Annotated in this window: 10 protein-coding genes; 4 read left to right on the top strand and 6 right to left on the bottom strand. The window is 73.1% G+C overall.

The features are described from left to right. Window positions 1-16: 16 nt before the first annotated feature. On the top strand, window positions 17-1,009 hold the full coding sequence (locus ACGF5T_RS07740; RefSeq protein WP_356608388.1) for an aldo/keto reductase: 993 nt from the start codon (window positions 17-19) through the stop codon (window positions 1,007-1,009). A 132-nt stretch (window positions 1,010-1,141) separates the two neighbouring features. Here the strand turns inward: ACGF5T_RS07740 and thpR are convergent, their stop codons facing one another. The 3 genes from thpR to ACGF5T_RS07725 are packed head-to-tail and all read right to left on the bottom strand — an operon-like array spanning window position 1,142 to window position 3,587. Next, window positions 1,142-1,714 carry an RNA 2',3'-cyclic phosphodiesterase gene (gene thpR / locus ACGF5T_RS07735; RefSeq protein ID WP_366766720.1) on the bottom strand — a complete coding sequence of 191 codons (573 nt, stop codon included), beginning with the start codon at window positions 1,712-1,714 and terminating at the stop codon, window positions 1,142-1,144. Window positions 1,715-1,761: 47 nt separating this feature from the next. After that, window positions 1,762-3,123, bottom strand: coding sequence for an MFS transporter (locus ACGF5T_RS07730; RefSeq protein WP_366766721.1), 1,362 nt, complete (start codon window positions 3,121-3,123; stop codon window positions 1,762-1,764). 26 nt (window positions 3,124-3,149) lie between these two features. Beyond that, window positions 3,150-3,587 (bottom strand): MarR family winged helix-turn-helix transcriptional regulator, encoded by a 438-nt coding sequence (locus ACGF5T_RS07725; RefSeq protein WP_217139705.1) that lies wholly within the window; start codon window positions 3,585-3,587, stop codon window positions 3,150-3,152. Between the two features lie 156 nt (window positions 3,588-3,743). Here ACGF5T_RS07725 and ACGF5T_RS07720 point away from each other — a divergent pair, with 156 nt between their 5' ends. Beyond that, complete coding sequence (locus ACGF5T_RS07720) at window positions 3,744-3,926, top strand: hypothetical protein (protein WP_053142536.1); 183 nt, start codon at window positions 3,744-3,746, stop codon at window positions 3,924-3,926. Between the two features lie 10 nt (window positions 3,927-3,936). Here the strand turns inward: ACGF5T_RS07720 and ACGF5T_RS07715 are convergent, their stop codons facing one another. Next, window positions 3,937-5,394, bottom strand: a complete 1,458-nt coding sequence (locus ACGF5T_RS07715) for an NCS2 family permease (protein WP_356608394.1) — start codon at window positions 5,392-5,394, stop codon at window positions 3,937-3,939. A 180-nt stretch (window positions 5,395-5,574) separates the two neighbouring features. Here ACGF5T_RS07715 and ACGF5T_RS07710 point away from each other — a divergent pair, with 180 nt between their 5' ends. Both ACGF5T_RS07710 and ACGF5T_RS07705 read left to right on the top strand, forming a co-directional pair. Next, a complete protein-coding gene (locus tag ACGF5T_RS07710; protein ID WP_356608396.1) occupies window positions 5,575-5,829 on the top strand; it encodes a DUF2530 domain-containing protein in 255 nt (84 codons plus the stop codon). Window positions 5,830-5,974: 145 nt separating this feature from the next. Then, on the top strand, window positions 5,975-8,377 hold the full coding sequence (locus tag ACGF5T_RS07705) for an HAD-IC family P-type ATPase (RefSeq protein ID WP_366766722.1): 2,403 nt from the start codon (window positions 5,975-5,977) through the stop codon (window positions 8,375-8,377). A gap of 110 nt (window positions 8,378-8,487) precedes the next feature. On the opposite strand, the gene ACGF5T_RS07700 is transcribed toward ACGF5T_RS07705, so the two are convergent. Both ACGF5T_RS07700 and ACGF5T_RS07695 read right to left on the bottom strand, forming a co-directional pair. Continuing rightward, a complete protein-coding gene (locus ACGF5T_RS07700; RefSeq protein ID WP_366766723.1) occupies window positions 8,488-11,640 on the bottom strand; it encodes a sacsin N-terminal ATP-binding-like domain-containing protein in 3,153 nt (1,050 codons plus the stop codon). A gap of 105 nt (window positions 11,641-11,745) precedes the next feature. Next, window positions 11,746-12,672 carry a DUF3027 domain-containing protein gene (locus tag ACGF5T_RS07695; protein ID WP_356608402.1) on the bottom strand — a complete coding sequence of 309 codons (927 nt, stop codon included), beginning with the start codon at window positions 12,670-12,672 and terminating at the stop codon, window positions 11,746-11,748. Window positions 12,673-12,717: the final 45 nt, after the last annotated feature.

Raw genomic sequence — 12,717 nt, 5'->3', positions numbered from 1 at the left:
GTCGTTGGCTTGGGCCATGGAGTACACGCAGCTCGGACGCACGGGACTCAAGGTCAGCCGACTCGTCCTCGGCACCATGAACTTCGGTCCGCAGACCGACGAGGCCGACAGCCACGCCATCATGGACGCGGCGCTGGACGCCGGCATCAATTTCTTCGACACCGCCAACGTGTACGGCTGGGGCGAGAACAAGGGCCGTACCGAGGAGATCATCGGCAACTGGTTCGCCCAGGGCGGCGACCGGCGCGACCGGACCGTCCTCGCCACCAAGGTCTACGGCAACATGGGCGCCGACGGCGAAGCGTGGCCCAACCACGACAAGCTGTCCGCCGTGAACATCCGGCGGGCGGTCGACGCCAGCCTGAAGCGGCTGCGGACCGACCACATCGACCTGTACCAGTTCCACCACATCGACCGCGCCACCGGGTTCGACGAGATCTGGCAGGCCATCGACACCCTGGTCCAGCAGGGCAAGATCCTCTACGCGGGTTCGTCCAACTTCCCCGGCTACAAGATCGCCCAGGCCAACGAGGCCGCCGCCCGGCGCGGCGGCACCATCGGCCTGGTCAGCGAGCAGTGCCTGTACAACCTGGCCGAGCGCCGGGCCGAGATGGAGGTCATCCCGGCCGCGCGGGACTACGGGCTCGGTGTCATCCCGTGGTCGCCGCTGCACGGCGGGCTGCTCGGGGGCGTCATCCGCAAGGAGGTCCAGGGCGGGCGCCGTGCCTCCGGCCGGGCCGCCGACACCCTCGCCGACCCCGCGAAGCGGGCGCAGATCCAGGCCTACGAGGACCTGCTCGACAAGCACGGCGTCGAGCCCGGCGAGGCCGCGCTGGCGTGGCTGCTGACCCGGCCCGGGGTGACCGGCCCCATCGTCGGTCCGCGCACCGCGGAGCAGCTCGCGTCGGCGCTGCGGGCCGTGGAGCTGGAGCTGTCGGAGGAGCTGCTGACCGGGCTGGACGAGATCTTCCCGGGGCCGGGGCCCTCGCCGGAGGCCTTCGCCTGGTAGCGGTGTGCGCGGGGCGGCGGTCGCCGCACGGCCGCTCAGCCGAGGGCCGCCGCCACCGCCACCACGACGAGCATCAGCACGAGTACACCGGCCATGATCCGGTTACGGGTCTTCGGGTCCACGCCCCCGAGCCTAACCGGAGGCGCCGAGCGGCCAGCGGCCGACCGCCTCGTAACGGGGCTGCTCGCCCGGTACGCCGGACCCCGGCAGGTTGCTGCGCACCAGGGCCAGCTCCGTCACGGTCCAGGCGGGTCCGGTGAAGCCGTCCAGGGCCTCGACGTACGGCCGCACCTCGAACGCCTCGCGGCTGCGGGCGACCGTCAGGTGGGGCGTGTAGCGGCGGTGCTCGCCCATCTCGACGCCCGCCTTGCGCCCCGCCGCCTCCGCACGGTCCGCGAGCAGCCGCAGCGTGGCCACGTCGCCCTCGGCTCCCGCCCACAAAGCCCGCCCGTGCCCGAACTGACCGCCGCCGCGCAGGGCCAGTGGAAAGGGGGCGGTGCGGTGTGCCGCCCGCTCCAGCCGGGCCGACAGGTCGGGTACGACGCCGTCGTCGACCTCGCCGTAGAAGGCGAGCGTGAAGTGCCAGCCGGGGCGGCCGGTCCAGCGCAGCCCGTCCGCGCCGGGCAGCCCGCGCAGCGCGGCCACCTCGTCGGCGAGGGAGGCGGTGACGTCCTCGGGCGGCAGCACGGCGGCGAAGAGTCTCATGGGCCACAGTCTGCCCGGCATGACTCCGGCGCCGCGACTGAGCCGGCCTACGCCGCCGGTGCCAGTTCCTCGCTCCGCTCCCGCGGCACGAACCGCACCTGCGGGTGGCCGCGGTGCCAGCCGACCGACAGGCGCAGGTTGCCGACGCGGGCCAGGACCAGGCCGATCACGAGCGCGGCGAGGGCGGCCACGGCCCCTCCGGCGGCGAAGCCGACCCGGGCGCCGTAGGTGTCGGTGACCCAGCCGACGATCGGCGCGCCGACCGGGGAACCGCCCAGGAACACCATCATGTACAGGGCCATGACGCGGCCCCGCATGGCCGGGTCGGTGGACATCTGGATGCTGGTGTTGGCGGTGACGTTGACCGTCATGCTGAAGACCCCTATCGGGACCATCAGCAGCGCGAACAGCCACAGCTCCGGTGCCGTCGCCGCCGCGATCTCCAGGGCGCCGAAGCCCAGCGCCGCCGCGATCAGGACGCGCAGCCGGGCCGTGCCGCGCCGGGCGGCGAGCAGGGCGCCGGTCACCGAGCCGACGGCCATGAGGGTGTTGAAGAGGCTGTAGGCGCCGGCGCCCGCGTCGAAGACGTCGTCGGCGAAGGCGGACAGGAAGACCGGGAAGTTGAAGCCGAAGGTGCCGATGAAGCCGACGAGCACGATGGTCCAGATCAGCTCGGGGCGCCCGGCGACGTAGTGCAGCCCTTCGCGCAGCTGGCCCTTGCCGCGCGGGGCGCGCTGGACGGCGTGCAGTTCGCGGGCGCGCATCAGCAGCAGGCAGCTGAGCGGCGCGACGAAGGAGAAGCCGTTGGCGAGGAAGGCCCAGCCGGTGCCCACGCCGGTGATCATCAGGCCGGCGACGGCCGGGCCGACCAGCCGGGCGGACTGGAAGTTGGCCGAGTTCAGGCTCACCGCGTTCTGCAGCTGGTCCCGGCCGACCAGCTCGGAGACGAAGGACTGGCGGGCCGGGTTGTCCACGACGGTGGCCAGGCCCATCGCGAAGGCGGCGAGGTAGACGTGCCAGACCTGGACGTGGCCGGTCAGGGTGAGGACGGCGAGGAAGAGCGCGGTCAGGGCCATCGCGGACTGGGTGACCAGCAGCGTGGGGCGCTTGCGCAGGCGGTCGACGAGGACGCCGCCGTAGAGGCCGAAGAGCAGCATCGGCAGGAACTGGAGGGCCGTGGTGATGCCGACGGCCGCCGAGGAGCCGGTGAGGCTGAGGACCAGCCAGTCCTGGGCGATGCGCTGCATCCAGGTGCCGACGTTGGAGACGACCTGGCCCGCGAAGAACAGGCGGTAGTTCCTGACCTTCAGGGAGGCGAACATCGAGGTCCTGCGGGGCGCGTCGGGGGTGGTCGTCTCGTCGTGGCCGTCAGGTGCGGGGGCGGAAGCTGCTCCGGGTCCCGTACTCAAAGGGTTCGCCTCCTCGTCTGCGCCGCTTACAGGTGGGCGAGCTTCTCCAGTACGGGGGCGGCGGCGCGCAGTTTCGCCCACTCGTCCTCGTCGAGGCCCTCGACCAGCGTGGCCAGGAACGCGTTCCGCTTGCGGCGGCTCTCCTCGAGCATGACCACGGCCTGCTCGGTCTGCGTCACGACCTTCTGGCGCCGGTCCTCCGGATGCGGCTCCAGCCGGACCAGTCCCTTGGCCTCCAGCAGCGCCACGATGCGGGTCATCGAGGGCGGCTGGACGTGTTCCTTGCGGGCGAGCTCGCCCGGGGTCGCGCTGCCGCAGTTGGACAGGGTGCCGAGCACCGACATCTCGGTGGGGCTGAGCGACTCGTCGACCCGCTGGTGCTTGAGGCGACGGGACAGCCGCATCACGGCGGAGCGCAGGGAGTTCACGGCGGCGGCGTCGTCGCCATGCTTGAGGTCCGGCATGTTCCTTAGCGTAACTCATTAGTCTGGCGAAGTACCACCGCACAACCGCCCGCGTGCCCGTGACACCCGCCACTGAAACCGGCAGTTCACCCGTACGAGTGAGTCGTGTACGGAAGTCGGAGCATCACCCGGCCTGCCAGGGCGACCCTCGTCCGCATGGGGACCAGCGTGCTCAGCCTGCGGATGGACGGGGAGCTGCTCGACCGGCTCCGGGACCATGCGGCGAAAAGGGGAATGAGCGTCCAGGACTATGTCGTCCGGACGCTCATTCGGGATGACTTCGACGAGCGGTTCCAGTCCGCCGTGGAGGAGACGGAACGGTTCTACGGGGTCACCTGAACCCCACCGGTCAGGTGAGACCCAGGGCCGGCATCAGGTAGTAGAAGGCGAAGACCGCCGACACCGCGTACATGGTGACCGGCACCTCCCGGCCCCGTCCGGCCGCCAGGCGCAGCACCGAGAAGGTGATGAAGCCCATGCCGATGCCGTTGGTGATCGAGTAGCTGAACGGCATCATCAGCATCGTCACGAAGGCCGGGACGGCGATCGTGAAGTCGCTCCAGTCGATCTCCCTGATGGAGCCGGCCAGGATGAGGAAGCCGACCGCGACCAGTGCCGGGGTGGCCGCCTGGGACGGCACCATGGTGGCGACCGGCGTGAGGAACAGGGCGACGGCGAAGAGCGCGCCGCTGACGATGTTCGCGAAGCCGGTGCGCGCGCCCTCGCCGACACCGGCCGTGGACTCCACGAAGCAGGTCGTCGCCGACGCGGAGCTGGCGCCGCCCGCGGCGACCGCGATGCCGTCGACGAACAGGACCTTGTTGATGCCCGGCATCTGGCCCTCGCCGTCGGTCAGCTTCGCCTCGTCGCTGACCGCCATGATCGTGCCCATCGCGTCGAAGAAGCACGAGAGCAGGACGGTGAAGACGAACAGCACGCCGGTCAGCACGCCGACCTTCTCGAAGCCGCCGAACAGGCTGACCTCGCCGACCAGACCGAAGTCGGGGGTGGCGACGGGGTTGCCGGGCCACTCCGGGGTGGTCAGGCCCCAGGAGGGGATGTCGGCGATCGCGTTGATGATCATCGCGACGACGGTCATCACCACGATGGAGATCAGGATCGCGCCGGGCGTCCTGCGGACGATCAGGGCCAGGGTGAGCAGCACCCCGAGGGCGAAGACCAGCACCGGCCAGCCCAGCAGGTGACCGCCGGTGCCCAGCTGGAGCGGGACGGTGGTCTGGGCGGCGTCCGGCATCCGGGTCACGAAGCCGGAGTCGACGAGTCCGATCAGCATGATGAACAGGCCGATACCGATGGCGATGGCCTTGCGCAGGCCGTAGGGCACGGCGTTCATCACGCGCTCGCGCAGGCCGGTGGCGACCAGCAGCATCACGACGAATCCGGCGAGGACCACCATGCCCATGGCGTCCGGCCAGGACATCCGCGGGGCGAGCTGGAGGGCGACCACGGAGTTCACGCCGAGGCCGGCGGCCAGGGCGATGGGCACGTTGCCGATGACGCCCATCAGGAGCGTGGTGAACGCCGCCGTCAGCGCGGTCGCGGTGACCAGCTGACCGTTGTCGAGCTGGTGGCCGTACATGTCCTTCGCGCTGCCCAGGATGATCGGGTTCAGCACGATGATGTAGGCCATCGCGAAGAAGGTGGCCAGTCCGCCGCGGATCTCGCGCGGCAGCGTGCTGCCGCGCTCGGAGATCCTGAAGTAGCGGTCGAGCGCGTTCTGCGGGGGCCGCCGGTCTTCGGGCGACTCGGGGGACGGGGGGACCTTGGCGGAGGCCGAGGTGGGCATGCGTGGACCTCATCACCAACAGGTTCCCCCACGGCCTTATTGGTGTTTCCTACGAATGAAAGTGGTCAGAGACAAACGAATTCAGTATGAAGGTATGAGGCACGGATCGCTATCTCCGCGCGTAGACCCCGGTGGCGCCGCGCCGTCACCCGTCCGGTGCCCTCCTCGTAAGCTGTACGCATGAAGAAGTGGACACCCACGCACGAGGCGCCGCCACCCCTGGAGGGCCCCGTCGTCCCGACCGTCGTCGGCGGCACCGTCCTCTGGTTCGTCCTCTTCCTCGTGCAGCTTCCCTTCTACGGCTGGTTCGACGAGCGCGGTCACGCCTGGTGGGTGTGGACCTGCCTGGCCGGAGCCGGGCTCGGACTGATCGGCATCTGGTACGTGCGCAAGCGCGACGCCGCGCTCCGGCGGGCCGAGCGGGACGCTGCCTGACCCACGCCCGGGCGGTCCGCGGTACGGGTCCCGTGGCGGCCTCGTAGTACTACGGCACCACTCGGCGGCGCGCCCCTCCTCCCCCGGTCGGATCTTCCGCGCATTCGGCGGGTGGCGCCCCAAAACGGCACGTACCGTCGAACGCATGACGCATCTCGACGCGGACGAGGGACTCGCCCCCGCGCACTCCGTCCACGCCCCCACACCGGCCACCGGACTGACGGCGGCCGGTGTCGCCGAACGGGTCGCGCGCGGTCAGGTCAACGACGTGCCGGTGCGCAGCAGCCGCTCGCTGACCGACATCGTCCGCGCCAACGTCTTCACCCGGTTCAACGCCATCATCGGCGTGCTCTGGGTGATCATGCTGTTCGTGGCGCCGATCCAGGACAGCCTCTTCGGCTTCGTGATCCTCGCCAACACCGGCATCGGCATCATCCAGGAGTGGCGGGCGAAGAAGACCCTCGACTCCCTGGCCGTCATCGGCGAAGCACGGCCGACCGTGCGGCGGGACGGGGCGGCGGCCGAGATCGCCACCTCGGAGATCGTGCTGGACGACGTCATCGAGATCGGGCCCGGGGACAAGGTCGTCGTCGACGGGGTGTGCGTCGAGGCGGACGGGCTGGAGATCGACGAGTCGCTGCTGACCGGCGAGGCCGACCCGGTCGTCAAGCAGCCGGGGGACCAGGTCATGTCCGGCAGCTTCGTGGTCGCCGGCGGCGGCGCGTTCCAGGCGACGAAGGTCGGGCGGGAGGCGTACGCCGCGCAGCTCGCCGAGGAGGCCTCCCGTTTCACCCTGGTCCAGTCCGAACTGCGCTCCGGCATCTCCACCATCCTGAAGTACGTCACCTGGATGATGGTCCCGACCGCGATCGGCCTGGTCCTCAGCCAGCTGCTCGCCAAGGACGACGCGCTGGACGACTCGATCGCGCGGACGGTCGGCGGCATCGTGCCCATGGTCCCGGAGGGTCTGGTCCTGCTCACCTCGGTCGCCTTCGCGATCGGCGTGATCCGGCTCGGCCGCAAGCAGTGCCTGGTCCAGGAACTGCCCGCCATCGAGGGCCTGGCCCGCGTCGACACCGTCTGCCTGGACAAGACCGGCACCCTCACCGAGGGCGGCATGGACGTCACCGAGCTGCGCACCCTCGACGGCGCCGACGAGCGGTACGTGCGCACCGTGCTCGGCGCCCTCGGCGCGTCCGACCCGCGCCCGAACGCGTCCCTGCAGGCGATCATCGACACCTACCCGGCCGCCGGACCCGCCGAGGAGTGGCGCTGCACGGAGTCGCTGCCGTTCTCCTCCGCCCGCAAGTACAGCGGCGCCACCTTCGGCGAGGGCGACCAGGCCTCCAGCACCTGGCTGCTGGGCGCACCCGACGTGCTGCTCGCCGAGGACGCCCCGGCCCTCGCCGAGACCGTGCGGCTCAACGAGCGGGGGCTGCGGGTCCTGCTGCTCGCCCGCGCGGTCCGCGCGCTCGACGACCCCGAGGTGGCCGAGGGCGCCACGCCCGTCGCCCTGGTCGTCCTGGAGCAGCGGCTGCGTCCGGACGCCGCCGACACCCTGCGCTACTTCGCCGACCAGGACGTCCTCGCCAAGGTCATCTCCGGCGACAACGCGGTGTCGGTCGGGGCGGTCGCCGCCAAGCTGGGGCTGTCCGGCACCACCGTCGACGCGCGCCGGCTGCCCGCCGGACGGGAGGAGATGGCCGGGGCGCTGGACGAGGGCACGGTCTTCGGGCGGGTCACCCCGCAGCAGAAGCGGGACATGGTGGGCGCCCTCCAGTCACGCGGCCACACGGTCGCGATGACCGGCGACGGGGTCAACGACGTCCTGGCGCTGAAGGACGCCGACATCGGGGTGGCGATGGGCTCGGGCTCGGAGGCCACCCGGGCCGTCGCGCAGATCGTGCTGCTGAACAACAGCTTCGCCACGCTGCCGTCGGTGGTGGCCGAGGGCCGCCGGGTCATCGGCAACATCACCCGGGTCGCGACCCTGTTCCTGGTGAAGACCGTCTACTCGGTGCTGCTGGCGATCCTGGTGGTCTGCTCCCAGGTCGAGTACCCGTTCCTGCCCCGGCACCTCACCCTGCTCTCCACGCTGACCATCGGCGTCCCGGCGTTCTTCCTGGCGCTCGCCCCGAACAAGGAGCGGGCCAAGCCGCAGTTCGTGCGGCGGGTGATGCGCTACGCCGTCCCGGGCGGGGTGGTGGCCGCCACGGCGACCTTCGTGACGTACCTCGTGGCCCGGCAGCACTACTCCGGGCCGGGGGCGCTGGACGCGGAGACCAGTGCGGCGACGCTGACCCTGTTCCTGATCTCGATGTGGGTGCTGGCGATCATCGCCCGCCCCTACACCTGGTGGCGCGTGGTGCTGGTGGCGGCGATGGGCGCGGGCTTCCTGGTGGTGCTGGCGGTGCCGTGGCTCCAGGACTTCTTCGCGCTGAAGCTGGTGGGCGTGACGATGCCGTGGGCCGCCGTCGGCATCGCGGCGGTGGCGGCCGGCGTGCTGGAGCTGGCGTGGCGGTGGGTCGACCGGCGGCTTCCGATGTGAGGTCTTCCCGGGGGAACGTGAGCATCTCGACCCTGGATGTCCTCGGTGCGCTCACGTGAGCGCACCGAGGACGTTGTCCCGTCGACCGTTCACGTGTTCTCGGAGCCACCTCAGTCGAACCAGCGGTCCCGGGCCAGTTCCTCCGTGCGCGACTCGTCCTCCAGCAGCGCCGCCACCTCGAACCGCCGCGGCCACTGCCCCGCCGCCCAGGCGAGCCCCGCGGCGACGCCCTCCAGGGTCGCCGCGTGCAGCGCGCCGTCGTCCGTCAGCCGCCAGTCGACCTCCACGCCGTCGACGACCAGTTCCTCGTGCTCCACGTACGACGCCGGGGTCCGCGCCCCCAGCAGCACCCGCACCGGCTCCGGCACGTCGTGCTCGACGCCCTCGGAGTGCACCCGGCCGGTGACCGACTCGCTCAGCCGCCGCACCTGGAACAGCTCCGCCAGCTCGGCGGCGCGGGCCGGCCGCACGGGCAGCAGCGGCACACCCGACGTGAAGGGCAGCAGGTCCGGCGAGTCGACCACCACGGCGTCGGCGGCGTCCACCACCTCCACGCGTCCGTCGACCACGGCCCGCACCTCGTCCGGGAGGGTCACCTGCTCCGGGTCCAGCTCGGCCAGCGCGCCGTACAGGGCGTGCAGTTGGGCGGCCGTGACCGGACGGTCCGGGTCGGCGAGGCGGTCCAGCAGCTCGGCCCCGCCACCGGGCTCGTCGAGGAGGGCGGCGACCGACGTGCGCACGCCCAGCGCCCGCAGCACCTGCTCGTCCTCGAAACCGGTGGCGTCGGTCTCGTCGTACAGGCCCCGCAGCAGCGGGTCGCCGCCCGCCGCGCGCAGACCCGCCGGGCGCCGCCCGCCGAGCACCGGGTGCCCGCGCAGCCACCACGCGGTGTACGGCCGGACGACCTCGTGCGTGCCGTCGTGCAGCAGGACGCGCACGGGCTGCACGAGCGCGTCGCGCAGCGGCGGCCGCGACAGCAGGGCGAGGGCCTCGGGCCACCGGTCGTCGTCCACGAGGTCCAGGTCGCGCACGGCGACGATCTCGGTGGCGACCGGGGGCACGGGGGAATCCGGGAAGCGGTCGAGGACGTCCTCGCTCCACACGTCCACGGCGTCCAGCAGACCCGCGTCGTCCGGTTCGGCGAAGTCGCCCTCGCGGGGCTCCAGTTCGTCGGGGTCGAGCACGACGTCGGTCGCCCGCACCAGGGCGAAGGTGTGGAGCACGCCGCAGGCCGCCAGGGGCTCCGGCCCCCACTTCCGTGCCAGCTCCGCGTCCACGGCGGCGAGTTCGTCCTCGCGCATGACCTCGGCGAACGGGCCGCCGGGGAAGACGAGTTCGCACGCCGGGGACAGCTCGCCGTCCTCGTCGGGCAGGGCGAGCGCGCCGAGCCAGGGCTCGTCCCCGGGGTCGAGCCCGGCGTCGCGGACCAGGCCGAGGACCGTGTCGGCCAGTTCGTCGGCGTCGAGGGTGTCCTCCTCCCAGTTCGCGCCGCCCTCGTCCGCCAGGGACGCGGCGACGGCGGCCCGTACCTGCGGGGTGGTGAGCACGGCCCGCGGGGTGGCCGGGAGGGCGCCGAGCTTCTCCAGGAGCCCGTGGGCGGCGTCCGGGTGGGCGACCTTCAGGCCGAGACGGGTGAGGACCTCGGGGTCGAGGGACGCGGCGTCCGCGGAGGGCAGGAGCACCTGCCGGGGCCCGATGGCCGTCCGGCCTCCCCCCGTGCCGAAAGCCTGGGAGGTGCCCCCAGCGAGCGGCACCGGCAGCCCCGTCAGCCGGTCCGGGTCGACCCCGGCGAGGCTGTCGTAGAGCCGCCGCCACCAGCCGGGGGCCTTCTCCAGCCCGGCCAGCCGGTCGATCGCGTCGGTCAGCGGCACCCGGGCCACGCCCAGCGCGCGCAGTTCCGCGCGGCGCTCCAGGCCGGCGGGCAGCAGCGTCGGCAGCACCTCCGCGAGGACCCGCACGGTGTCGGCGCCCGCGCCCTCGACCACCTCGGCGTCGCGGGGCCGCAGGGACTCGGGCAGGTCGGGGTCGTCCTCGCCCGGCTCGGCGGCGGGCGGCAGGAAGGAGGTGCGCGGCAGCCGCTGGAGGATCGCCTGCCGCAGCACGCCGTCCAGCTCGCCCTTGCCCAGCGGACCGGGCACCAGGTCGATGAGGCCGACGGAGACCGGCCGCCAGTCGTCGAGCAGCCCGGCGTAGGCGTCCGCCGCCCGCTCCGTCAGGAAGTCCGTCAGCGGGCCGCGCGCGGCGTGCCGGCGGGTGGAGTCCAGCGGGAAGGACGCGATGAGCAGGGCGGGCACGCCGAGGGGCTCGTCGCTGGGGGTGGGGGCGTGCACGACGGGGCTGGTGCGGGGGCGTACGGGGGCGCCGTCGGCGTCCACGGGCACCGCCCAGGTCACCGACCAGTGCGGACGCAGCCGCTCCTCGACCGGCCGGTCGGCGAGGAGGTCCGGGGTGAGGGGGCCGTGCGCGGCGGCGGTGCGCCAGCGGGTCGTGCCCTCCCGGGAATCCTCGACGACGGTCAGCGGGCCCTCGGTGCGGCGGGACAGCGTGCGCACGTCGTCCGCCACCTCGACGACGACCTCCTCGAGACCCGGCAGGGCGAGGAGCAGGGCGTCGTCCACGGCGTGCAGGAGCCGCTCGGCGAGGTCGGCGGCGGCCGTGTCGCGCAGCGGGAGGATGACGGCCGTGTCGTACGGGCCGGGGGCGCTGCCCTCGGCGGGGAACGGCAGCCGCAGCAGGGGGACGTGCCCGTCGCGCCGCCGGACCTCGTCGCCGAGGCCGGGGCTGTGCAGGGCGGTGTCGGCGGCCAGGCCGCGCGCCTCGGCCAGGGACCAGCGCACCCCGCCGTGCAGACCGACGACGGCGGGCTCGTCGGTGACGGCCAGGACGGCCGCGAAGCCGACACCGAACCGGCCGACCGCGTCGTCCCCGGCGTCCCGTTTGGCGGAGGCGCGCAGGGTGGACAGCGACTCGACGCCGGTCGCGTCCAGCGGGGCGCCGGTGTTGGCGGCGACGAGGACGCCGTCGCGCAGGGTGAGCCGGAGCCGGCCGGGCGCACCCGCGCGGGCAGCGGCGTCGGCGGCGTTCTGCGCGAGTTCGACGACCAGCCGGTCGCGGTAGCCGCCGAGGACGAGGTCCTCCTCCGCGTTGGCGTCCTCACGGAACCGGGCGGGGCTCGTCGCCCAGGCGTCCAGCACCCCGCGCCGCAGACGTGCGGTGCCGAACGGATCGGCTCCCTCGGCGGCAGGCTGCACGAACATGCTCACGGTGACTCTCCTCATCGACGGGCCACGAAGGTACCGCGAGGACCCGGCCCCACCGGTCCGGACGCCGGGCCGGGGCCCTCGGGGGCCCCGAGGGGGGCCGCCGCCCTACGAGTGCCCCAGCTCCGCCGACGCCTCGTCCTCGGCCGGGGGGACCGACCCGGAATCCGCCGCGGGGCGCAGCGGGAACGGGTCGACCCGCGTCTCGTCGATCACCGGCGGGGGCGGCTGCGGGGGCCTCGGCATCACCGCCGCCTCGGAGTGCCCCCCGCACCCGTAGGCCAGGGACACGACCCGGCCGTCCGCCGGGGAGAACTCGTTGGCGCACACGCCGAAGGCCTGTCCCAGCGAGCCGCCGATGCGGGCCAGGAAGCCGCAGCTCACGCAGGAGGCGGGGGCAGCCTGGGCCATCGGGGTCTTCGGGCCGTAGGAGTCCTCCCAGCGGTCGGCGGCCACGTGCAGCCCGTACCGGGACAGGACCCGGGTGCGGCGCAGTCCCAGTTCCTCGGCGACCGCCGAGATCGTGCCGCGGGCCGGGACGGTGGACAGCTCGGCCGGGGGCCCGGCGGCGACCTCGGCGTCCTCGGCCTCGACCAGGTCGGCCATCTCGTGGGAGACGACGGAGTTGGGCGGCGGCTCGTCCTCGCCGGTCCAGCCGGGCTCCAGCCGCAGGTCCTCGGCGTCGGTGGGCAGCAGGTCGCCGGGGCCCATGTCGCCGGGGCGCAGGCGCTCGCTCCAGGGCACCCACTCGGGCGCGAGGAGGGCGTCGGGCCCGGGCAGCAGCACCGCCTCGTCCACCGTGACGATCTTGGCGCGGGAGGCGCGGGCCACGGTCACGGCCCAGCGCCAGCCGCGGTACCCGAGTTCCTTGCAGGCGAAGAAGTGGGTGACGACCCGGTCGCCCTCCGACACCGTCCCCTCGTGCTCGCCGACGACGCCGGGGGCGGCGGCCTCCTCGGCTGCGGCGCGGGCGAGGTCGACGGCCTCGGCGCACAGACGGTCAGGGGTGCGGCTTCGCGTTGTCGCTGCGCTCACAGGTATCGCTTCTCTCCATACGCCGTCTCACGAGTGCGCCGCTGC

It is taken from the genome of Streptomyces sp. NPDC047853 (assembly GCF_043204535.1).
Lineage (GTDB): Bacteria > Actinomycetota > Actinomycetes > Streptomycetales > Streptomycetaceae > Streptomyces.
This window is presented reverse-complemented; position numbering and strand designations above follow the sequence as displayed.